This is a genomic window from Kineococcus halophytocola (assembly GCF_041276425.1).
Lineage (GTDB): Bacteria > Actinomycetota > Actinomycetes > Actinomycetales > Kineococcaceae > Kineococcus > Kineococcus halophytocola.
This window is the reverse complement of the sequence record NZ_JBGFTU010000003.1, coordinates 1-20,824: the sequence shown is the minus strand read 5'-3', so window position 1 is coordinate 20,824 and position 20,824 is coordinate 1. Positions and strand designations below refer to the sequence as shown.

Annotated in this window: 21 protein-coding genes; 12 read left to right on the top strand and 9 right to left on the bottom strand. The window is 74.6% G+C overall.

The features are described 5' to 3' along the window. Nucleotides 1-13 precede the first annotated feature (13 nt). A complete protein-coding gene (locus AB2L27_RS03040; protein WP_370439998.1) occupies nt 14-196 on the bottom strand; it encodes a hypothetical protein in 183 nt (60 codons plus the stop codon). Nucleotides 197-512: 316 nt separating this feature from the next. On the opposite strand from AB2L27_RS03040, the gene acnA reads away from it, so the two are divergent. The 6 genes from acnA (at nt 513) to AB2L27_RS03010 (ending at nt 9,100) form a co-directional block, all read left to right on the top strand. Beyond that, a complete protein-coding gene (gene acnA, locus AB2L27_RS03035) occupies nt 513-3,302 on the top strand; it encodes an aconitate hydratase AcnA (RefSeq protein ID WP_370439997.1) in 2,790 nt (929 codons plus the stop codon). Between the two features lie 90 nt (nt 3,303-3,392). Continuing rightward, nucleotides 3,393-4,883, top strand: coding sequence for a hypothetical protein (locus AB2L27_RS03030; RefSeq protein WP_370439996.1), 1,491 nt, complete (start codon nt 3,393-3,395; stop codon nt 4,881-4,883). A 181-nt stretch (nt 4,884-5,064) separates the two neighbouring features. Next, nucleotides 5,065-7,275, top strand: a complete 2,211-nt coding sequence (locus AB2L27_RS03025) for a putative bifunctional diguanylate cyclase/phosphodiesterase (RefSeq protein WP_370439995.1) — start codon at nt 5,065-5,067, stop codon at nt 7,273-7,275. Beyond that, nucleotides 7,272-8,129 (top strand): HDOD domain-containing protein, encoded by an 858-nt coding sequence (locus AB2L27_RS03020; RefSeq protein WP_370439994.1) that lies wholly within the window; start codon nt 7,272-7,274, stop codon nt 8,127-8,129. The genes AB2L27_RS03025 and AB2L27_RS03020 overlap by 4 nt, the downstream gene beginning before the upstream one ends. Before the next feature lie 54 nt (nt 8,130-8,183). Then, nucleotides 8,184-8,567, top strand: coding sequence for an ATP-binding protein (locus tag AB2L27_RS03015; RefSeq protein WP_370439993.1), 384 nt, complete (start codon nt 8,184-8,186; stop codon nt 8,565-8,567). Continuing rightward, a complete protein-coding gene (locus AB2L27_RS03010) occupies nt 8,564-9,100 on the top strand; it encodes a GNAT family N-acetyltransferase (RefSeq protein ID WP_370439992.1) in 537 nt (178 codons plus the stop codon). The genes AB2L27_RS03015 and AB2L27_RS03010 overlap by 4 nt, the downstream gene beginning before the upstream one ends. Before the next feature lie 25 nt (nt 9,101-9,125). On the opposite strand, the gene AB2L27_RS03005 is transcribed toward AB2L27_RS03010, so the two are convergent. Beyond that, nucleotides 9,126-9,737 carry a TetR/AcrR family transcriptional regulator gene (locus tag AB2L27_RS03005; RefSeq protein WP_370440184.1) on the bottom strand — a complete coding sequence of 204 codons (612 nt, stop codon included), beginning with the start codon at nt 9,735-9,737 and terminating at the stop codon, nt 9,126-9,128. 120 nt (nt 9,738-9,857) lie between these two features. Here AB2L27_RS03005 and AB2L27_RS03000 point away from each other — a divergent pair, with 120 nt between their 5' ends. Then, entirely contained in the window at nt 9,858-10,409 is a 552-nt protein-coding gene (locus AB2L27_RS03000; protein WP_370439991.1) for an NAD(P)H-dependent oxidoreductase, read from the top strand. A gap of 30 nt (nt 10,410-10,439) precedes the next feature. Here AB2L27_RS03000 and AB2L27_RS02995 read toward each other — a convergent pair whose 3' ends face one another. Both AB2L27_RS02995 and AB2L27_RS02990 read right to left on the bottom strand, forming a co-directional pair. After that, a complete protein-coding gene (locus tag AB2L27_RS02995; protein WP_370439990.1) occupies nt 10,440-10,913 on the bottom strand; it encodes a hypothetical protein in 474 nt (157 codons plus the stop codon). Nucleotides 10,914-10,922: 9 nt separating this feature from the next. Next, on the bottom strand, nt 10,923-11,348 hold the full coding sequence (locus tag AB2L27_RS02990) for a hypothetical protein (RefSeq protein ID WP_370439989.1): 426 nt from the start codon (nt 11,346-11,348) through the stop codon (nt 10,923-10,925). Nucleotides 11,349-11,486: 138 nt separating this feature from the next. Here AB2L27_RS02990 and AB2L27_RS02985 point away from each other — a divergent pair, with 138 nt between their 5' ends. Then, complete coding sequence (locus AB2L27_RS02985; protein ID WP_370439988.1) at nt 11,487-12,050, top strand: dihydrofolate reductase family protein; 564 nt, start codon at nt 11,487-11,489, stop codon at nt 12,048-12,050. Nucleotides 12,051-12,344: 294 nt separating this feature from the next. On the opposite strand, the gene AB2L27_RS02980 is transcribed toward AB2L27_RS02985, so the two are convergent. Continuing rightward, nucleotides 12,345-13,583 carry an ABC transporter substrate-binding protein gene (locus AB2L27_RS02980; RefSeq protein WP_370439987.1) on the bottom strand — a complete coding sequence of 413 codons (1,239 nt, stop codon included), beginning with the start codon at nt 13,581-13,583 and terminating at the stop codon, nt 12,345-12,347. Here AB2L27_RS02980 and AB2L27_RS02975 point away from each other — a divergent pair. Both AB2L27_RS02975 and AB2L27_RS02970 read left to right on the top strand, forming a co-directional pair. Further along, a complete protein-coding gene (locus tag AB2L27_RS02975; RefSeq protein WP_370439986.1) occupies nt 13,582-13,704 on the top strand; it encodes a hypothetical protein in 123 nt (40 codons plus the stop codon). The genes AB2L27_RS02980 and AB2L27_RS02975 overlap by 2 nt on opposite strands. Before the next feature lie 108 nt (nt 13,705-13,812). Continuing rightward, complete coding sequence (locus AB2L27_RS02970) at nt 13,813-14,355, top strand: TetR/AcrR family transcriptional regulator (RefSeq protein ID WP_370439985.1); 543 nt, start codon at nt 13,813-13,815, stop codon at nt 14,353-14,355. On the opposite strand, the gene AB2L27_RS02965 is transcribed toward AB2L27_RS02970, so the two are convergent. Further along, nucleotides 14,253-16,229: a heavy metal translocating P-type ATPase gene (locus AB2L27_RS02965; protein WP_370439984.1), complete on the bottom strand. Its 1,977-nt coding sequence runs from the start codon at nt 16,227-16,229 to the stop codon at nt 14,253-14,255. The genes AB2L27_RS02970 and AB2L27_RS02965 overlap by 103 nt on opposite strands. Continuing rightward, the gene (locus AB2L27_RS02960) at nt 16,226-16,696 is read right to left on the bottom strand and encodes an ArsR/SmtB family transcription factor (protein ID WP_370439983.1); all 471 of its coding nucleotides are present in this window, start codon (nt 16,694-16,696) and stop codon (nt 16,226-16,228) included. The genes AB2L27_RS02965 and AB2L27_RS02960 overlap by 4 nt, the downstream gene beginning before the upstream one ends. Nucleotides 16,697-16,794: 98 nt before the next feature. Here AB2L27_RS02960 and AB2L27_RS02955 point away from each other — a divergent pair, with 98 nt between their 5' ends. Next, on the top strand, nt 16,795-17,424 hold the full coding sequence (locus tag AB2L27_RS02955) for a hypothetical protein (RefSeq protein WP_370439982.1): 630 nt from the start codon (nt 16,795-16,797) through the stop codon (nt 17,422-17,424). A gap of 235 nt (nt 17,425-17,659) precedes the next feature. Here AB2L27_RS02955 and AB2L27_RS02950 read toward each other — a convergent pair whose 3' ends face one another. Beyond that, on the bottom strand, nt 17,660-18,481 hold the full coding sequence (locus AB2L27_RS02950; RefSeq protein ID WP_370439981.1) for a DUF4328 domain-containing protein: 822 nt from the start codon (nt 18,479-18,481) through the stop codon (nt 17,660-17,662). Between the two features lie 147 nt (nt 18,482-18,628). Next, nucleotides 18,629-19,135, bottom strand: a complete 507-nt coding sequence (locus tag AB2L27_RS02945) for a DUF1648 domain-containing protein (protein WP_370439980.1) — start codon at nt 19,133-19,135, stop codon at nt 18,629-18,631. A gap of 433 nt (nt 19,136-19,568) precedes the next feature. Here AB2L27_RS02945 and AB2L27_RS02940 point away from each other — a divergent pair, with 433 nt between their 5' ends. Beyond that, on the top strand, nt 19,569-20,801 hold the full coding sequence (locus AB2L27_RS02940) for a tyrosine-type recombinase/integrase (RefSeq protein ID WP_370439979.1): 1,233 nt from the start codon (nt 19,569-19,571) through the stop codon (nt 20,799-20,801). Nucleotides 20,802-20,824 lie beyond the last annotated feature (23 nt).

The following is a 20,824-nucleotide window of genomic DNA, read 5'->3' as shown; positions in this document are numbered from 1 at the left end:
TCGGCGGCGAGGGTCAGACGGTCTCGCGCTCGCGCGCGTCGAGACCGTCCAGGGCCTCCAGCACGCTCTCCAGGACGTCGGTGGGGGCCTGCCCGCCGGGGCCGGCGGCGGCCGCGGCGGCGTCCCAGGGGCGGAAGGGCTCGCGGGTGGAGTGGCGGGGGACGTGGCGCGGGGGGCGGCGGGACAGCAGGGGCATCGGGACCTCCGGGCGGGGGACGGGTGCGTGTCCCCACTGTGCTGACCGACCGTCACCGGGCTCAAGCCGACCGTGCTGCATCCGGGTGGGCCCGTCCGGGTGGTCCGTCGCGGTGCGTCGGGCTGCCGGGCCCGGCCCCGCAGTGGTATCTTGACGTCGAGATAAATGGTCGCGAGGGGGTCCGGACGTGGTGGACGGCCTCGCGCAGCGACACCCCGCAGGTCGGTCCCCCCGCTGACGGTGGGACCATCGAGCACGGCAAGGACGGCGGCGCGGTGCGACGCGACGACGTCGGACGACGAGTGAGGAGCTCCCGGTGAGCAGCCACAACAGCTTCGAAGCCAAGGCTACCCTAACAGTGTCCGGGACGGACTACACGATCTTCCGCCTCGACCAGGTCGAGGGGGCGGCGGCGCTGCCGTTCAGCCTGAAGGTCCTCCTGGAGAACCTGCTGCGCACCGAGGACGGCGCCAACATCACGGCCGACCACATCCGCGCCCTGAGCGGCTGGGACCCCGACGCCGAGCCGGACACCGAGATCCAGTTCACCCCCGCGCGCGTCATCATGCAGGACTTCACCGGCGTGCCCTGCATCGTCGACCTGGCCACCATGCGCGAGGCCGTCGGCGACCTCGGCGGGGACCCGACCAAGGTCAACCCGCTGGCCCCGGCCGAGCTGGTCATCGACCACTCCGTCATCGCCGACGTGTTCGGCCGCCCCGACGCGTTCGAGCAGAACGTCGAGATCGAGTACGGCCGCAACCGCGAGCGCTACCAGTTCCTGCGCTGGGGCCAGACGGCCTTCGACGACTTCAAGGTCGTCCCGCCGGGCACCGGGATCGTGCACCAGGTGAACATCGAGCACCTCGCGCGCGTGGTGTTCCCCCGCCAGGTGGGCTCGGAGCTGCAGGCCTACCCCGACACCCTCGTCGGCACCGACTCGCACACCACGATGGTCAACGGCCTGGGCGTCCTCGGCTGGGGCGTCGGCGGCATCGAGGCCGAGGCGGCCATGCTCGGCCAGCCCGTCTCGATGCTCATCCCGCGCGTCGTCGGGTTCAAGCTGTCCGGGGAGATCCCGGCCGGCGCGACCGCGACCGACGTCGTCCTGACGATCACCGAGATGCTGCGCCAGCACGGTGTCGTGGGCAAGTTCGTGGAGTTCTACGGCGAGGGCGTCGCCTCGGTGCCGCTGGCCAACCGCGCCACCATCGGGAACATGAGCCCGGAGTTCGGTTCCACCGCGGCGATCTTCCCGATCGACGACGTGACCCTGGACTACCTGCGCCTGACCGGCCGCAGCGAGGAGCAGGTCGCCCTCGTCGAGGCCTACACCAAGGAACAGGGCCTGTGGCACGACCCGGCGGTCGAGGCGAAGTACTCCGAGTACCTCGAGCTGGACCTGTCCACGGTGGTGCCGAGCATCGCCGGTCCCAAGCGCCCGCAGGACCGCATCGTGCTGGCCGAGGCCAAGGCCGCGTTCCGCGCCGCCCTCGGCGACTACGTCACCCCGACGTCGGCCCAGGACGAGGCCCTGGCCGAGACGTTCCCGGCCTCCGACGCTCCCACCGCCACCGGCAGCAACGCCGGTCAGGAACCCCACGCGCCGGGTCTGGCCGAGGGCCGCCCCTCCAACCCGGTGGCGCTCACGATGGCCGACGGGACGCAGACGCAGATCGACCACGGCGCCGTCGCCATCGCCTCGATCACCAGCTGCACCAACACCTCCAACCCCTCGGTCATGGTCGCCGCGGCGCTGCTGGCCAAGAACGCGGTCGAGAGGGGCCTGACCCGCAAGCCGTGGGTCAAGACCTCCCTGGCGCCGGGGTCGAAGGTTGTCACCGACTACTACGACAAGGCCGGGCTGACCCCGTACCTGGAGAAGCTCGGGTTCCACCTCGTCGGGTACGGGTGCGTCACCTGCATCGGTAACTCCGGCCCGCTGCCGGAGGAGGTGTCGGCGGCCGTCCAGCAGAACGACCTCGCCGTCACCGCCGTGCTGTCGGGGAACCGGAACTTCGAGGGCCGGATCAACCCCGACATCAAGATGAACTACCTGGCCTCCCCGCCGCTGGTCATCGCCTACGCCCTGGCCGGCACGATGGACTGGGACGTGGAGAACGACCCGATCGGGCAGGACGAGTCCGGCCAGGACGTGTTCCTGCGCGACATCTGGCCCGACGCGGCCGAGGTGGAGCGGGTCATCGGCGAGGCCATCAGCAAGGACATGTTCGTCAAGGACTACGCCGACGTCTTCGCCGGTGACGAGCGCTGGCAGGGGCTGCCCACGCCCGAGGGCGACACCTTCGCCTGGGACTCCGAGTCGACCTACGTCCGCAAGCCCCCGTACTTCGAGGGCATGCAGGCCGAGCCCTCCCCGGTCACCGACATCTCCGGGGCCCGCGTCCTGGCGCTGCTGGGCGACTCGGTGACGACCGACCACATCTCCCCGGCCGGGTCCATCAAGCCCGACAGCCCGGCGGGGGTGTACCTGTCCGAGCACGGCGTGGAGCGCGCGGACTTCAACTCCTACGGCTCCCGGCGCGGGAACCACGAGGTGATGATCCGCGGCACGTTCGCGAACATCCGCCTGAAGAACCAGCTGCTGGACGGCGTCTCGGGCGGTTTCACCCGCGACTTCACCGCCGGCGGGGAGCAGACGTCGATCTACGACGCCGCCCAGAACTACGCCGCGCAGGGCACCCCGCTGGTCGTCCTGGGCGGCAAGGAGTACGGCTCGGGCTCCTCGCGCGACTGGGCGGCCAAGGGCACCGCGCTGCTGGGCGTCAAGGCCGTCATCACCGAGAGCTTCGAGCGCATCCACCGCTCCAACCTCATCGGGATGGGCGTCGTCCCGCTGCAGTTCCCCCAGGGGGAGTCGGCGGCCTCCCTGGGCCTGGACGGCACCGAGACGTTCGACATCGCCGGCATCACCGAGCTCAACGAGGGCCGCACGCCCCGCACGGTGAAGGTGACCGCGACGAAGCCCGACGGCGCCACCGTGGAGTTCGACGCGCTCGTGCGCATCGACACCCCCGGTGAGGCGGACTACTACCGCAACGGCGGGATCCTGCAGTACGTGCTGCGGTCGCTGACCAGCGTCTGACCCGTTCGGGCACACCGACGACGGCCGTCCCCCGCCAGGGGGGCGGCCGTCGTCGTCCCCGGGTCGTGGTGGGTGTGGTGGGATGCAGCCGTGCCCCCTCGTACCACCTCCCGGGTGGTCCTGCCGCTGTTCGGCGCCCTCGTCGGTGCCCTGCTGTCGTGGACCACCTCGCGCGGCCTCATCGACGACACGTACATCACCCTGGCCTACGCGCGGAACCTCGCCGAGCACGTCCACTGGGGCATGACGCCGGGGATCACCTCCAACGCCGCGACCTCACCGCTCAACGTGGGGTTGCTGGCCCTGGGTTTCCTGCTCGTCGGGCCGTTCGCCGGCGCGGACGGGGAACTGGCCCTCGGCCTCGTCACCACCGTCCTGGCCGCGGTCGCCGCCGGCTGCGCCGGGGTCGTCACGCGGCGCGCCGGGATCTCCGCCTGGTGGGCCGGCGCGGCCGTCGTCGTCGTGCTGGCCAACCCGCTGCTGGTCTCGGCGGTCGGGCTCGAGGTCGTGCTGGTGTTCACCGCCGTCCTCGCCCTGCTGGCCGCGGGGGTCGCCGGCCGGCCGGCCCTGTACGGCGTCGTGGCGGGCCTGGCCCTGCTGGCCCGGCTGGACACGGTGGTGTTCGTCGTCCTGCTGGCCCTCGTCTGCGGTCCGGTGCTGCGCCGGCTGCACGTCGCCGTCCTCACCTGCTGCGCCGTCTCGCTGCCGTGGTTCGCCGTGAGCTGGTGGTTCCTGGGGTCGGCCATCCCCGACACGTTCGTCATCAAGACGAACCAGCGGGACTTCGGGCCCGACCGCACGTACCTGCAGGGGTTGTGGACCCACTACTGGCCGAACACCCCCGTCGCCGTCGGGGCCGGTGTCACCGGGGCCGCGCTCGGGCTCGTCGTGCTGGTCCTCCTGCTCGTGGGGCTGGTGCGGACCCGCGACGCCGTGCGGCGCGGGCTCGTCGGCCTGGGGATCGGCGGGGTCGCCTACTTCGGCGTCTACAGCGTCCTGGGCGTCCCGCCCTACCAGTGGTACTACGTGCCGCCCGCCGCGACGCTGTCCTTCGTCGCCGTGGTCGGGCTGGGGGTGCTGCTGCACGACCGGGCCCGGCGGGTCCTGCCCGTCCTCACAGCCCTGGCCGCCGTGGGCGGGCTGGCCGCGTCCGTGCCGGCGGCCGCCCTGCCCCTGCCGTGGGCGTACCCGCCGGTGTTCGGCAACTTCGCCACCCCCGCGCAGTACCGGGCGATCGGTACCGACGTCGGCCGGATCGTCGGAGACCAGCGCGTCACGGCCCCGGGGGAGATCGGGTTGCTGGCGTACGCCTGCGACTGCGAGATCGTCGACCAGTTCTCCGACCCCGCCGTCCTGCACCCCCTCCTGCAGGCGCGCCTCGAGGAGGCGGGCCCCGTCCTGCAGCAGCTCCTGCGCTGGAACTACGCCCGCCGCGACCCCGGACCGGTGCAGCCGCAACCCTGGGCCCTGCGCTGGCGCAGCGCCGCCGTCCCACCCCCGGCGGGGGTGGCGCGGTGGACGACGACGGCCGGGACCTGGCGCACGCAGGACGTCCTGGTGCTGTTCCGCGCGCAGGGCTGAGGCCCGCCCGCCGCTGCGGGCGGGTGGTGACGTCACGCAGCGCAGCCGCTGCCCGCACGGTGTCCCCCCGACCGTTGCGTCCGTGCACCTCGAGAGGGTCAGTTCGTGGCGCAACGTGCCGATGGACACTGCGACGCGGTCCCACGGAGGGGACCGCCTGGAACCACCGGGGACGGGACCAGTGCTGAACGAGGCGTGGCGCAGCCACCACCCCGGGGGGAGCCCGGACTCCGTCGACGGGGTCGGTGCCGCGCTGCTGCACCACGCCGCCGCCGCGCAGGACCCGGTCCTGGTCGTCTCCCGCCCGCACGCCCCCGCGGCCCGCGAGGTCGCCCGCGTCCGCTGGGCCAACACCGCCGCCGCGGACCTGTTCGGCGTCGACGCCGACCACCTCGTCGACGTCGCGGTCACCCGGCTGCTGCGCGCCGGGCCCGAGGCCGAGCGCCTCTCGCGCGAGCGCCGGACCCGTTACGGCGTGGAGGCCGTCACCGCCGGGGGCGAGCTGCGCCGCACCGAGGTCGTGGCCTGGCCCGTCCCCGAACGTCCCGGCTCCGGCCTGGGCGCGGCGGCCCGCGCCGGGGCGGGGGAGCACTTCTGGGTCCTGACCGTGGCCCTGCCGCAGGACGAGCGTGCGCACGCCGCGCTGCGGGCGGCCGAGGAGCGGTTCGCCACGCTGGCGCGCAGTTCCCCGGTGCCCACGATCGTCTCCGACGTCGGGGCCCGCCTCTCGCGCGTCAACGACGCCTTCGCCGAGCTGATCGGCCTGCCGGCCGAGGAGCTGTGCGGCACCGCGTGGCTGACCCACGTCGTCGACGACGAGCGCAGCGGGGTCGTCGAGGCCGTCGCGGCCGTCCTGGCCGGGGAGCCGGTCACGCTCGACACCCGGCTGCGCACGGCCGCCGGTCAGGTCCGGTGGGTGAGCGTGCGCCTGGCCCCGAGCCGGACCCCCGGGTACGGCGCGGGGTTCATCGGCACCGTGGAGGACGTCACCGACCGCCTGGCCCGCGAGCACCGGCTGGCCTACCAGGCCCAGCACGACCTGCTGACGGGGCTGCCGAACCGGCTGGCGCTGCTGGAACGGCTCTCGGACCTGCTCGCCCTGCCGGGCCGGGCGCCCGGTCAGGGCGAGGCCGTCGGCGTCCTCATGGTGGACCTGGACGACTTCAAGACCGTCAACGACGGCCTGGGCCCGGAGGCCGGGGACGCGGTGCTCGTGGAGGTGGCCCGGCGCCTGGCGCGCACGGTGCGCACAGGGGACCTGGTGGCCCGCCCCGGCGGGGACGAGTTCGTCCTCGTCTGCGCCGACCTCGCCGACCTGGACGCGGTGCGGGCCACCGCCGAGCGCGTCCTGGAGGCCGTGCTCGTCCCCGTGGAGGTCAACGGCCTGCGGCTGCGGCTCGTGGCCAGCATCGGCGTCGTGCTGCTGCAGGGCCTGACCTGCAGCGCCGAGGAGGTCGTGCGCGACGCCGGCATCGCCGTCCACGAGGCCAAGGCCGCCGGGGGCGGCCGGTGGACGCTGCTCGACGAGGAGGTCCGCACGCGGGCGCGCCGGGCCCTGCGCCTGGTGGCCGACCTGCGCGAGGCCCTGGCCCGCGGTGGGGTGGACGTGCACTACCAGCCCGTCGTGCGCCCGGGCCGGCCCGCGCACCTGCGCAGCGTCGAGGCCCTGTGCCGGTGGACGCACCCGGAGCTGGGGCCGGTGCGCCCGGACGTCTTCATCGAACTGGCCGAGCGCGCCAACCTCGTGCCGGCCCTGGACGCCCACGTCCTGCGGGTCGCCTGCCGCGACCTGGCCGGCTGGCGGGCCGCGCAGGCCGCCGGGGAGGTCGCCGTGAGCCCCGAGCACGTCGCGGTCAACGTCTCGGCCGTCAGCCTGGCCGCCGAGGGTTTCGCCGCCGGGGTGCGCCGCACCGTGGCCGAGGCGGGTCTGGCGCTGAGCGACCTGTGCCTGGAGGTCACCGAGACCGCCCTGGCCAGCGACCTGCGCGCGTGCCGGCAGGTGCTGGAGGAGTTGCGGGCCGACGGGGTGAGCGTGGCGATCGACGACTTCGGGACGGGCTACTCCTCCCTGGCCTACCTCAAGGACCTGCCGGTGGACCACCTCAAGGTCGACCGGTCCTTCGTGCGGGACCTGCGCGCCACGACCGGCCCGGCCCGGGCGGTGGCCGCCGCCGTCGTCTCCCTGGCCCGCACGCTGGGCCTGGGGGTCGTCGCCGAGGGCGTGGAGACGTTCGAGCAGGACGAGGTCATCACCGGTCTGGGGTGCGAGGCGGTCCAGGGGTTCCTGTACTCCCGGCCGCTGACGCGCCAGGCCCTGACCGACGTGCTGCGCGACGGCGGGCGGCTGGTGCCCGGCGCCGCCGCCACGGCCCTGAAGGGGGTGCCCGCGTGAGCACCACGCCCGCCACGTCCACCGTGCCCGCCACGTCCACGACCCCGCCCGGGGCCGTGGAGGTGCTCGGCCGGATCTCCGCCGCCCTCGACGACCTGCCCGCGCACCGGCCGGTGGCGGCCCGCGTCGTGGCCGAGGCCGACGACCACCGCTCCGACGCGCGGTCGCTGGGCCGGACCCTGGGCTACGACCCGGCGCTGCTGGCCAAGGTGCTGCGGCTGGCCAACTCCGCCTACTTCGGGCTCTCGGGCAAGGTCTCCCAGCCCGCCTTCGCCGTGACCGTCGTGGGGTTCTCCACCGTCCGCAGCCTGGCGGTCTCGGCCCTGGCCGGTCTGGACGACGTCCCCGAGGCCCTGGCCGGGTTCTGGGACCGCAGCGTGCTGACGGCGGTGGCCGCCGCCGAGTTCGCCCCCCGCCTGGGGTGCGGGGCCCCGGAGGCGTTCTCGGTGGGTCTGCTGGCCCGGCTGGGGCAGGCGCTGCTGGTGCGCTGCGACCCGGTGGAGTACCCGTCGATGATGGCCGGGGCCGCCGACCGCGAGGACCTGCTGGCGGCCGAGGAGCGCCGCTACGGCGCCACCCACACCCGGGTCTCGGCCGAGGCGCTGGCGGCCTGGGCGTTCCCGGAGGACCTGGCGCACGCGCTGTCGCAGGTGGACCGCCCCGGCTGGGCGACCCCGCTGGCCACGTGCGTGCGGCTGGGCCTGGAACTGTCCGAGCGCACCACCGACCCCGGGCGCACGCCCCGGGTGGCCGAGCAGCTCTCGGCCGGGCACGTGCGCGACGCCGAGCTGGACGCCTTGCGGGCCGGGGTGGCGCGCACGGCCGCGGAACTGGTGCAGCTGCTGACGTCCTGAGGCCCCACCCGTGCGCCCGGAGCGGGGTGGGGGGCGATGGTGTTGGATGGAACCGTGTGCGAGGCGACCCCGGCGGCGGAGATCGTGCTGCCCGACGAGGAGCACTCGGCGCGGCGGGCGCGGGCGTTCCTGTCCGAGGCGTTCTGCGCCGCCCACCACGCCCGTGTCCTGGACGAGGCCCAGCTGCTGGTCTCGGAGCTGGTGACGAACGCCGTGCGCCACGGCGGCCCGCCGGTGCGGGTGCGCGTGTCCTGCGAGGGCGACGGGCCGGCGCTGCACGTGGCCGTCTCCGACGGCAACCCGCACCCGCCCGTGCGCCGGGACGCGGCCCCGGAGGCCGAGGGCGGCCGGGGGGTGGCCCTGGTCGACATCGTCTCCGACCGCTGGGGCGTGGAGCACGACGAGAACGGCAAGACCGTCTGGTTCGTGATCTCGTGAGCGCCGGGACGACGCTGCGCCTGGCCCGGACCGGCGACGCGGCCGCGGTCGCGGCGCTGCTGCGGGAGAACTGGCCGTTCCTGGCCCCCTACGAACCCGAACGGGACGAGACGTACTTCACCACTCCGGGCCAGGAGGACGTGCTGGCCGCGGCGCTGGCCGAGCACGAGGCCGGCCGGGCGGTGCCGTACGTCATCGAGCACGACGGCGAACTCGTGGGGCGGCTGACGGTCTCGGGCGTCGTCCGGGGCCCGTTCCAGTCCGCCGACGTCGGGTACTTCGTCGCCGAGGCTGTCAACGGCCGCGGGGTCGCCACCCACGCCGTCGCCGCCCTCCTGGACCTCGCCTTCGCCCCGGCCCCGGGCGGGCTGGGCCTGCACCGGCTGCAGGCCGGGACCCTGCTGTCGAACTCCGCCTCGCAGGCGGTGCTGCAGCGCAACGGGTTCGAGCGCATCGGGGTGGCGCGCCGGTACCTGAAGATCGCCGGGCGCTGGCAGGACCACGTCCTCTACCAGCGCACCGCACCCCACTAGCCCGCGCCGGTCCCCGCCAGTCCGGTCAGCGGCCGGGGACGACCCGGCGGACGAGGTCGGCCCACCCGGCGGTGAGCCGTTCCAGCGGCGGGGCGTGAGCGGCGGCCGGACCGGCCGGTCCCGCCTCGACGTGGTGGCGCAGCGGCGCCTCCAGGGCCGCCTGCAACTGGTAGGCGAGGACCTCGGTGTCCCCCCGCGCCCCGGCGGCCTCCAGCAGGACGCGCAGGTGCAGCCGGCTGAAGTCCCCGGGGGACCCGGCGGTGGAGGGCCGGGCCCGGGCCTCGCGCAGCAGCGCGGCGCGGTGGTCGGCGAAGCGCAGGCGCTCGCGGCCGAAGGCGACGAGCCGTTCCAGGGGGTCGGCGCCGGGCCCCAGGGGTGGGGGGCCGGCCAGGCAGGCGGCCTGGAACGCGCGTTCGTCCTCGTCCAGCAGGGCGGCGAAGAGCCCTGCGCGCGAACCGAAGCGGCGGAAGACCGTGCCCTTGCCCAGGCCGGCGGCCTCGGCCAGGGCGTCCATGCTCAGCTCCTCGGGCCCGACCTCGCGCAGCAGGTCCCGGGCCGTGCACAGCAGCAGCTCGCGGTTGCGGGAGGCGTCGGCGCGGCCGGGCAGGGCCCCGTCGTCGCCCAGCCGGGCCAGCATCCGCACCACCCGCGCAGCCTAGGTGACGCGCGGGGTGCTTGAAGCCGGGAGCAGATACGGACTACAGTCCGTTTCCAGCACCCGACCGGGTGCGTGCCCCGCCCGACGAGGAGAACCCCCGTGACCGACGTCCTGGTGCTGGTCGGCAGCCTGCGCGCCGCCTCCACGAACCGGCAGATCGCCGAGACCGCCGTCGCCCTGGCCCCCGAGGGGGTCACGCTGACCATCCACGAGGGCCTGGCCGACCTGCCCTTCTACAACGAGGACGTCGACGTCGAGGGCTCGGTCCCGCAGGCCGTCACCGACCTCCGCGCGGCGCTCACCGCGGCCGACGCGGTGCTCGTGGTCACCCCCGAGCACAACGGCACCGTCCCGGCCGTGCTGAAGAACGCCATCGACTGGGCCTCGCGCCCCTACGGCGCCGGCTCGCTGAACGGCACCCCGCTCGTGGTCGTCGGCTCCGCCTTCGGCCAGTACGGCGGGGTCTGGGCCCAGGACGACGCCCGCAAGGCCCTCGGCATCGCCGGCGCGAACGTCCTGTCCGACGTCACCTTCGCCATCCCCGGCTCGGTCGTCCGCTTCGCCGAGCTCCACCCCAAGGACGACGCCGAGGTCGTGGAGAAGCTCACCGCCGTCCTCGAGGGCCTGGTCGCCGCCACCCGCGCGGCCTGACCCGCGGGCGCACCCCGGGAGCACGGGCCCTCACCCGGGCGGGGACGTCACCGGCACCATCGCCGAGGCGTTCTTGTCCCAGATGCGGGGGTTCTGCCCGGGGTGCTGCTCGGCCAGGTCGCGCCGCACCTGCAGGAACGTGCGCCCGGGGTCGGCCAGGCGGTGCTCGCCACGTTCCTCGAACGCGTCCCCCTCGAGGCAGTAGGCGACCTGGTCCAGGGCGTTCAGCTGCCGGATCGTCAGGAGCTGGTCGACCAGGACCCCGCCGGGGTCCCCGGCCCCGGGGTGCAACCCCGCCGCCGCGGCGAGGAACTCCCGGCCGTACCCCTCGTCGGTGAACGCCCACTCGCAGGGCCGGCCGTCGCCGTGGTCGGTGACGAGGCCGAAACCCTGGCCGTGACGCAGGAGGTTCGCCGACCAGGCGACCGCACCGGTGGGCAGGTCGGTCTCCTGGTACCCGCTGACGCTGTACCGCTGCAGGGGATGGCTGACCGGCACGACCACGTCCGCAGCCTACGCGCCGGCCACCGCGGCGTCCGGGCCGGACGCCGCGGCGGCCAGGACGAGTTCCAGCCGGGCCCGGGCCGACTCCAGCACGACCCGCTCGGCCACGGTCGCCGGTCGCAGCGCCCCGGTGCCGGCCAGGAGCTCGGCGCACAGGCCGGGGTCCTCGGCGACGAAGGCGGCGTGCACGTGCGCCAGGGCCACGACGAACGCGGCGTGCCGGCGCGCCTCGACGGCCAGCAGGTCCTCCACGGTCAGGGCCAGTCCCAGGACGCGGCGCACGCAGCTGCGCCCGTAGTGCGTGAACCGCCCGTCGGGCAGCGCCAGCAGCGCCGCACCCTCGGGGACGGGGTGCGCGCAGCCGGGGGCCTGGCACCAGCCCGCTTCGCGCGTGAACCCCACGACGCGGGCCCCGGGGGCGGCGGAGGTGGACATGCAGGAGTGGTCGGGACGTTCCGCCCACCGCTGGATGCGCCGCCCGGGCGACGTCACCCCGGGGCCGGGTGGGCGTGCTCCTTGCCGCGCCGTCCCCCGGAGGTGCAGAGTCGGGGTCCCCGGACGGTGGAGGAGCAGATGGGCGAGCTGGTCTACGCGGCGAACACCTCCCTCGACGGGTACCTGGAGGACGCGGACGGCGCCTTCGACTGGTCCGTGCCGGACGAGGAGGTCCACGCGTTCTGGAACGAGCACGAGCGGGGCGTGGGCACGGCCCTGTACGGGCGGCGGATGTACGAGACCATGCGCGTCTGGGAGGACGACGACTGGCTGGTGGACGAGCCCGACGTCGTGCGGCAGTACGCCCGCACCTGGCGCGACACCGACAAGGTCGTGTTCTCCACCACCCTCGAGGAGGTCACGACGGCGCGGACCACCCTGCGGCGCGGGTTCGACCCCGCCGAGGTCCGGCGCTGGAAGGACGCCGCCGGGGCGGACCTGAGCGTCGGCGGCGCGCGGCTGGCCGCCGAGGCGTTCCGGCACGGCCTCGTCGACGCCTGCGTGCTCCTGGTCTGCCCCGTCGTCGTCGGGGGAGGCCTGCCGGTGTTCCCTCCCGGGGTCCGGGTCGACCTGGAGCTGACCGGGCAGCGCCGGTTCGCCCAGGGCGTCGTGGGTCTGCACTACGCGGTGCGCAGCGCCTGACCCCGGTCGGCGTCGAGGACGACCGTGACCTCCTCGCTGGGTTCGAAGCCCAGGCGCCACGCCTGCAGGTGCACGACGGGCCCCTCGGGGCGGACGGGGCCCGCGCACAGCGACGACCGCCGCCCGTCCGGCTCGGGGCCGTGCGCGAGGTCGTGGGCGGGTCCGTGGTCGCGTTCTCGCCCAGAGATCGTGCGGCCACGGTGGTCGCGTCGGTCTGGACCAGCAGGAAGGCCAGGAGCGAGGAGACGGCGACCAGCAGTGCTCCTGAGCCGTTGCGGCGGAACAGGAAAGACGTCACGGGGTCACCTCTTCCTTCGGGTGGGAACGGGGGCCGCGGGATCGGGGCCGGTCACGACGGCTCGGCCGGTCGGACGCTGCGCAGGAACGGGACGGCGTTCTGGGCCTGCATGTCGCAGCGGGTGTTCGCGTCGACCGCGAACTGGTTCCCGGGGTTGTACCAGGGGGCGAGCCAGGCGTTCTCGACCAGCCAGCGCCCCACCCGCGCGAAGGCCGCGTCGGCGTCCTGCGCGGGTGCGTACCGGGCCGCCTCGACGAGCGCGTCGAGCTCGTCGTCCTGCCAGCCGACGCCGAGGCCGGGGTGAACCAGAACACGGGGAACCGGCCGGAGAGGTGCGGCGGGACGGTCTGGTCCTGCGCCACCGGTTCCCACTGCACGCGGACGCCGACGTCGCCGAGCTGCTGGGCGATGGTGGGGTTGATCTGGGAGTCGTGGGGGACGTCGGGCAGGGTGAGGTCGAACCCGTCGGTGCACCCGGCCTCCGCCAGCAGCCGGCGGGCCCGCTCGGGGTCGTACCGGTAGGTGCCCTCGAGCCCGGGGGCGAACGCCGGGCTGTCGGAGTTGAAGACCTGGTTGGTCAGCTCCCCGCCCCCGACGAGCACGGCGCGCAGCAGGCCCTCGGTGTCCACAGCCGTGTTGAGGGCCTGGCGGACCCGGACGTCACCGAGGGCCGGGAGGAGCGTCCGTCCCGGCCGGCGATGACGAAACCCTGCCGGTCGACGGCCCGCTGCAGCACGTCCAGGCCGCTGGCGACCATCTCGTCGGCGTTCTGCTGGCGGATGAAGGCGGCGTTGATCTGCCGGCTCCTCAACGCGTTCAGCCGGGGGGGTGACGTCCGTCGTCGTCAGGACCCGAACCGTGTCGTCGGGGAACTCCTCGGGCGCGAAGCAGCCGGGGTTGCGGGTGTGGACGCACGTCCCGCCGGGCCGGTTGCAGGCCGGGGACGGGACGTAGGGCCCCGAACCCACCGGGTCCTGCTCCAGGGTTCCCGCCGCGATCGCGGTCGGTGAGGCCATCGCCCCGCCGACGAGACCGAGGTAGGTGATGAACGCCGGCACCGGTTCGGCGAGGCGGAACTCGACCGTCACGGGGTCGACGACGTCGACGCTCTGCGCGGCGGCGACCATGAACTGGTCCTGCCCCGAACCGGAGCGCAGGTGCTCGACGTCGACCCGCACGCCCTCGCCGTCGACGGGGGTGCCGTCGGTGAACGTGATGTCCTCGCGCAGGGACATGCGCAGGACCGTGGCGGTCTCGTCGCACTCCCACGACGTCGCCGTGGTCGGCGGCGGGGTGTTCTCCGCCGGTGCCCGAGACCACCAGGCCGGTGGCCCCGGCCACGAACCCGCGGCGTGAGAGTCGGTGCACGTCTCGTCTCCTGTCCGGACGGCGGACGGAGGTGCGGCGGCCGTGTCGGACTCCCGTGTCGGACTCCCGTGTCCGCGACGGAACGTGCCGCGCAGCATGTTCTGTTCGCGAGGGGGCGGGGCAGGGTGGGGTGGGGCGGGACGGAACACGTCCACCCGCCCGGCCGGTGTGTTCTCCGGCGTGACGTCCTCCGCCGAACTGGCCCGAACCCTCCGTGCTCTCCGGGCCCGGGCGGGTTCCCCCGACGGGTGGGCACGTGGACCACGGGCGGGACCGGTGAGCGACGACGGCGCGGGCCCCGGGAGCGGGCTGACCAGCGAGGACCGCACCAGCAGGGAGGCGTTGCTGGACGCCGCCCGGCACGAGTTCGCGACCGCCGGTTTCACCAGGTCCTCCCCGGACGGCATCGCCCGGGCGGCCGGGGTCACCGACGGCGCTCCGATCCACTACGTCCCGAACAGGGCGGCGCTGGTCCAGGCCGTCCTGGAGCGCCGCTTCAGCGCGGCGTCGAGTCGCACCAGGTCACGGGTGCCGGGTCACCGCTCCCAGGCACTCGCCCGCAGGAGCCGCAGGCCGTTGAGGGCGACGACGACGGTGGACCCCTCGTGCCCGGCCACGGCCAGGGGCAGCGGCAGGTGACCGGTCAGGTCCCACGCGACCAGCACCACGATGAAGGTGGCGGCGATGGCGAGGTTGGCGACCACGGTCCGCCGGGCGCGCCGGGACAGGGCCACCAGCCGGGGGACGGCGTCGATCTCGTCGCGGACGACGACCGCGTCGGCGGTGTCCAGGGCCAGGTCCGAGCCGTGACGGCCCATGGCGATCCCCGTCGCGGCCGTCGCCAGGGCGGGGGCGTCGTTCACCCCGTCGCCGACGAGCAGGACCCGTTCACCGGCGTCCTGCAGCTCGGTGACCACGCGGGTCTTGTCCTGCGGCAGCAGCCGGGCGTGGACGGCGGTGATCCCGGTCCGGGCCGCGACGTGGTGCGCTGCGGCCTCGTCGTCGCCGGTGAGCAGGTGCACGGGGGCGTCGGTGAGGGCCGCGGCCGCGGCGACCGCCGCCGGGGAGGCCGGGCGCAGCCGGTCCACCAGGGTGATCGTGCCCACGAGGGCGTCGTCGAGGTGCACGGCCACCACGGTCCCGACCTCGCTCCCCGCCGTTTCGCCCCCCGCCGTCTCGTCGTCGCCGCGGGGGCGGCGCGCGGCGCGCTCGACGCGCACGGCGTGCCCGTCGACCGCGGCGAGGACCCCCCGGCCCGGGAGGGACCGGAAGTGCTGGGCGAGGGGGACGTCGAGGCCGCGCTCGCGGGTGGCCCGCACGACCGCCCGGCCCAGGGGGTGCTCGCTGGCCTGCTCGGCGGCTGCGGCGGCGCGCAGCACCTGCTCCCGGCTCAACCGTCCCGCGGTGACGACCCGGGTGACCTCCGGGGAGCCCTCGGTGAGGGTGCCGGTCTTGTCGAAGGCGACGAGGCTGGTGCGCCCCACCGCCTCCATGACGGTGGCCGACTTCACCAGCACCCCGTGGCGCCCGGCGTTGGCCATCGCCGACAGCAGCGGGGGCATGGTGGCCAGCACCACCGCGCACGGCGAGGCGACGATCATGAAGGTGATCGCCCGCAGCAGCGCGTCCTCGAAGGCCGTCCCCAGCAGGGCCATCGGGACGGCGAGGACGAGCAGCGTCGCGACGACGACGCCGAGGGAGTAGCGCTGCTCGACGCGTTCGATGAACAGCTGCGTGCGGGCCTTGGTGGCGCTGGCCTGCTCGACCATCGCCACGACGCGGGCGATGACGGACTCGGTGGCCTCCCGTTCGACCCGCACCCGCAGCGCACCGGTGCCGTTGACGGTGCCGGAGAGCACCGCCTCGCCCGGCCCGCGCGGCACGGGGACCGACTCGCCGGTGACGGCCTGCTGGTCGACCTCGGAGGTCCCCTCGACGACGGCGCCGTCGGCGCCGATGCGCTCACCCGGGCGCACCAGGACGAGGTCGCCGACGGCGAGGTCGGCGACGTCGACCTCCTGCTCCGACCCGTCGGCCGGGTGCAGGCGGGTGGCGCGTTCGGGGGCCAGGTCCAGCAGGGAGCTGACCGAGTCCGCGGTGCGCTGCGTGATGACCGCTTCGACGGCGCCTGAGGTGGCGAAGATGACGATGAGGAGGGCGCCGTCGAGGACCTGCCCGATGCCCGCCGCCGCGATCGCGGCCAGGACCATGAGCAGGTCGACGTCGAACGTCCTCTCCCGCAGGGCCTGCAGCCCGGCCCACCCCGGCTCCCAGCCGCCGGCGACGTAGCAGGCGAGGTAGGCGGTCCAGGACGCCCAGGTCGGCGCGCCGGACAGCTGCAGGGCCCCGCCGACCAGGAACAGGGCCAGCGCGAGGCCGGCCCAGCGGACCTCGGCCAGTCGCACGCCCGTGCGCCACAGCGAGGGGGGACGCGGCAGCACCCGTCCGGGTCCGCGCCCGGCCCGGTCCAGGTCCGGGCGGGGGGTCAGGGTGCTCGCGGGCGGGGTGCTCACCGGTGCGCTCCGGTGGCGGGGCCCGTGCCGGGGCCGGTCCCGCGCGGGTCGGGTCCTTGGTCGGATCCCGGCCCGGGGGGTTCCTGCCCGTTCACCCGGGCGCCGGCGCCGGGGGCCACGCCGGCGCGCTGGTGGGCGGTGCGCGGTTCCAGGGCGTGCTCGGCGTGAGAGACGGCCTCGGCCACCAGGGTGCGTGCGTGTTCGTCCGCCAGCCGGTAGAAGACGCGGTTGCCGTCCTGCCGGGTCGTGACCACGCGGCCCCAGCGCAGCTTGGCGAGGTGCTGGGAGACCGCCGTCGGCGACTTGCCGACCAGGTCGGCCAGCTCGTTCACCGACGTCTCCCCGGCGCGCAGGGCCAGGACGATGCGGATGCGCGTCGGGTCCGACAGCAGCGAGAACACCTCGGCGGCCAGGTCCACGTACTGGCTGGCCACTCCCAGGGAGCACTTCCCCAAACCTGCGTTCATGCGCAGATACTTAGGCCCCGGTGGCGCTCCGGTCAAGTCCGTCACGCCGACGTCCCGTTCCGCCGTTCCGGCGCGGTCCCGGCGGCTAGCCTCCACGGGTGCTCGAGGAACGCCCCGTGCCCCGGGGTCTGCTGAACGGCGTGGTCGTCGGACTGGTGCTCATGGCCGTCTTCACCACCGCGTGGAGCGCCAACACGCTGGGAACCTGGCCGGGTGGCCCGGGTGCGGTCATCACCGCGGTGGGGGTGCTGGTCAGTGCGTGGTTCGTGCTCACCGCGGTGCGCCTGGCCCGCACCCGCGGCCGCGCGAGCACCGTGGCGACCCCGGAGGAGGAGCGGTGGCGCAGGCGCAGCGGGACGGCGTTCGGGTGGGTGTTCACCGCCGAGGCCGTGCTCGTCGTGGCCGCGGCCAACGTGCTGGGTGCCGTCGGGCGCCCCGACCTCGTGCTGCCAGCCATCGCGCTCGTCGTCGGGCTGCACTTCTACCCGATGGCGCGGATCTTCCGCCGGCGCGTCGACACCTGGCTCGCCACCGCGTTGAGCGCGGTCGGGCTGGCGGGGCTGCTGGCGCTGCTGCTCACCGGCACCGACCGCGACACCGTGTGGGGTCTGGTGGCCTGCGGTGCGGCGCTGACCACCGGTGCGTACGGCGTGTACTTCACGCAGGTGGCCTCGGACCTGCTCTCCCGGGGCCGCCTCTCCCGGGACGGCGGGCCAGCCGGGGGATGAGGACGGCGGGCGTCTCGTCGGGGACGTCCTCGATCCACGGTGCTCAGGTCCTCGCCGGTGCCGTCGGACAGGTGCACCACGACCGCGGGCACGTCAGCGCGCACCTCCACCAGCCAGCACCGCCGCCTCGGCGGCGGTGCGCATCTCCAGCAGCACGCCCGGTCCGCGGGGGTGCCGCGCGACGTCCGTCACCGCTGCGCACCGGTCGTCCGGGGCGACCGCGGCGCGGTGAGGATCAGCCGGCGGCCTGCTGGAGGGACCGCGCCGTCCGGACGATCCTGATCCACGCCGTGAGCGACACCACCAGGCAGACCGCACCGAGCAGGTGCAACCCCCCAATAGTCACCCCACCAGCCGCCGCGTTCACGATGGGCTGCTGCCCGGCGGCGTTGGTGAGGACCATGCCCGCCAGCCACGTACCCCACCACAGCCCGAACGCAGGACGTGGCGAGTGCGGAGCGGCCGGGTTGGCGGTGCTCGCCGAGGCCGTCACGGCATCGCGCACCACCTGGAAGGGGAACCACAGCGAGACGACGGGCACGACCCAGCCCGCCCACGCCCAGCCCCAGGCCCGCTGGTGGTGGAACGCCGGGGCCAGCAGCTCGGCGTTCCGCCGCACGCGGGTCAGCCAGATGCCGGTGACGATGAACGACGCCAACCAGGCCAGGCCCGTCACCACGGTGACGGTGTCGTAGGCCGTCCACAGCGCGTCGGGGGAGTAGCCGAACCCCGTCAGCCCGCTGAGCAGCTCACCTCCGGTGACCACGGCCGCGAGCACGACGGCGGCGGTGCTCAGAGCGCCGACGGGGCGCAGCCCGGCGGAGGAGTACCGGTCGGGGTACGGCGGGTACCGGCCCTGGGGCGGGTACTGGCCCTGCGGGGGGTACCGGCTCTGCGACGGGTGCGGATCGGGGTGGGGGGAGGGTGGGAACGGGGCGGGCCCGCTCGGTCCCTTGTCGAAGGACGGCGGCCCCGAGGGGGGCCGTGCGTCCCCGGCATGGGGCTGCTGCCCACCGCCGGCAGCGTCCCAGCGGTCGTCCTGCGATGGATCCGTCACCGTTGCTCCTCGATCGGGGACCACCACGCTAGGCGAACGTGGCGGGGAGGGGAGCCGGGGGGACCGGCCGGGTGGGACGTCGAGAGGCAAGTGCGCCCCGGCCGCGCGCAGGGCCGGGTGACCCCGTGGTGGGCCGGGGTGGTCGCGTCACCTCTCCGGCAGGCGGTAGCGCACCGTGCACGTGAAGACCACGTAGGCCGTCATCGCCACCAGCCAGCCCCCGAAGGCGAGGAAGAACCACCACGGCAGGCTGTCGGTCCCGCTGCGGGCGGCATCGACGACGGAGGAGGTGAGCGCGAGGTTGAGCAGGGCCATCGGGCTGCCCATCCACAGCAGGTCGGTGCGCAGGCGGCGACGGACTTCCCCCTGCAGTCCCCGATCGGCCCAGCGCTGCTTGCCGGGAAGGTTGATCCACTCCCAGGGCAGCGTCGGCACCCACCGGGCCAGTGCGGCGAACAGCGCGCCCGTGCCTGCGGTGATCACCGCCTGGAAGGCGACGGCGCCGGTGCGGGTGCCCCAGTCGTCGGCTGCGCCGTCGGCACCGAAGTGGGTGGGGACCCGTGCGGGCAGCAGCACCACGGAGACCGCGACGGCGAGCAGGGCCAGCGCGGTGGTGATGACGAAGACCAGCACGGCGGGAGTGGAGCGGCGCACGGGGCGACGCTAGCGACGTGTGCTGCGGCGGTGCTCGACCGTCCGGCCGTCGGCGCGGTGCCCGTGACGTCGACCTGGGGGTGGGGACGAGGAGGGGAACGGCCGTGGGACCGGCCTCGCGCCGTTCGCCACGCCCGCGAGGTCCACGCCCGCGAGGTCCACGCCCGCTACGTCGCGGGTCCGGGCGGGGAGGCGTCACCACCAGGACCGCCGGACGCCCCACCGCGTCCAGGACGGGACGCACCCGCCCGCACCTGTGATGTATCCGGACATCGGTGACACTCGATGTGTCAAGACATCGGTGACAGTCGTGGGGTAGAGCAGGCGTCGACGCCCACGACTGCGCGCACAACGCGATGATATGCGGGTGATCGGGGGCTAACCTCCGATCTGAGCCCAGATGGGCTCGACGTCCTCAGCGTGGAGGCACCCCATGACCGTTCTGGATCTTCGACTGACCCAGGGGTTGACGCCCTCCGGCCTGCCCTCGGTGCGCCTGGGGGAGCCGTGGCTGGACGCCTACCTGGACTTCCTCACCGCCCGCTGCCGGCCCAACACCGTCCTGGCCGCCGGCTACGACCTGAAGGTCTTCTTCACCGTGATCGCGAAGGTGCCGGCGGAAGTCACCGCCGCTGACGTGCTCGGGTTCATCACCACCCAGCGGACAGGATCAGCAGACGTGGCCGGTCCCGTGGTCGCCGTCACCGATGCCGCAGCAAGAGCGGTCAGTGCCCGGACCGTGCGCCGCCGCCTGTCCAGCATCAACGGCTTCTACACCTTCCTGCTGGCCCGCGGTGACATCACCGCCAACCCCGTCCCCCTGGGCCTGCCGACCCGCCGCGAACACGACCGACCCCGCAAGAACGGCGGATCCAGAACCCCGTTGATCCGCTCCCCGCGGACCTTGCCGGTCATCCTCAACCCTGCCGAAGCCGACGCCTTGACCGCTGCGCTGCGCACCCACCGCGACCGGGCCATGGTCGCCGCGATGCTGCTGGGGGGCTTGCGCCGTTGCGAGGTCCTGCGCCTGCGCCTGGAGGACCTGCACGTCGGGGCGCGGCGGGTGTTCATCGCCGAAGGCAAGGGCGGGCACCAGCGCCAGGTCCCCATCTCGAAACGGTTCTTCACCGCCCTGGGTGACTACCTCACCCTCGAGCGTCCCGCCGAGGCCGACCAGCTCGGACACGGGCACGTCTTCTGCGTCCTGAAAGGTCCCCGACGCGGGCAGCCACTGTCGGCTTCTGGCCTGGATGAGGTCCTGGCCGGAGCCCGCCGACGCGCTGGGCTGGGGCACCTCACCTGCCACCAGCTGCGCCACACCTGCCTGACCCGGCTGCGGGAGGCGGGCATGGCGCTGGAGGCGATCCAGGCCCAGGCCGGGCACGCCTCCATCGAATCCACCCGCATCTACTTGCACCTGGGCGATGAGTGGCTGGCCGGGCAGTACCGCCGCGCCGCCGAAGCGATCGACGCTCAGACCTTGACCGACCATCCCGCCGCCGGCCACCGCGCCGATCACCGCGCTGCTGCACCCACCTCACCAGTCACTACACCGGCCGTCGCACCGGCCGTCGCACCGGCCGTCGCACCGGCCGTCGCACCGGCCGTCGCACCGGCCGTCGCACCGGTCGTCGCGCCGGTTCTGGGACTGCGGGGTCGGCGATGAAGCAACCCGACCGGTTCCTCAGC

What these genes read in the sequence shown, in the direction of transcription:
- AB2L27_RS02975 (WP_370439986.1), top strand. Translation starts at nt 13,582, where the DNA reads ATGCGCAGGACCGTGGCGGTCTCGTCGCACTCCCACGACGTCGCCGTG.
- AB2L27_RS02980 (WP_370439987.1), bottom strand. Translation starts at nt 13,583, where the DNA reads ATGTCCCTGCGCGAGGACATCACGTTCACCGACGGCACCCCCGTCGAC.
- AB2L27_RS03005 (WP_370440184.1), bottom strand. Translation starts at nt 9,737, where the DNA reads ATGCTGGCCCGGCTGGGCGACGACGGGGCCCTGCCCGGCCGCGCCGAC.
- AB2L27_RS02960 (WP_370439983.1), bottom strand. Translation starts at nt 16,696, where the DNA reads ATGAACGCAGGTTTGGGGAAGTGCTCCCTGGGAGTGGCCAGCCAGTAC.
- AB2L27_RS02940 (WP_370439979.1), top strand. Translation starts at nt 19,569, where the DNA reads ATGACCGTTCTGGATCTTCGACTGACCCAGGGGTTGACGCCCTCCGGC.
- AB2L27_RS02990 (WP_370439989.1), bottom strand. Translation starts at nt 11,348, where the DNA reads ATGTCCACCTCCGCCGCCCCCGGGGCCCGCGTCGTGGGGTTCACGCGC.
- AB2L27_RS02985 (WP_370439988.1), top strand. Translation starts at nt 11,487, where the DNA reads ATGGGCGAGCTGGTCTACGCGGCGAACACCTCCCTCGACGGGTACCTG.
- AB2L27_RS03040 (WP_370439998.1), bottom strand. Translation starts at nt 196, where the DNA reads ATGCCCCTGCTGTCCCGCCGCCCCCCGCGCCACGTCCCCCGCCACTCC.
- AB2L27_RS02970 (WP_370439985.1), top strand. Translation starts at nt 13,813, where the DNA reads ATGTTCTGTTCGCGAGGGGGCGGGGCAGGGTGGGGTGGGGCGGGACGG.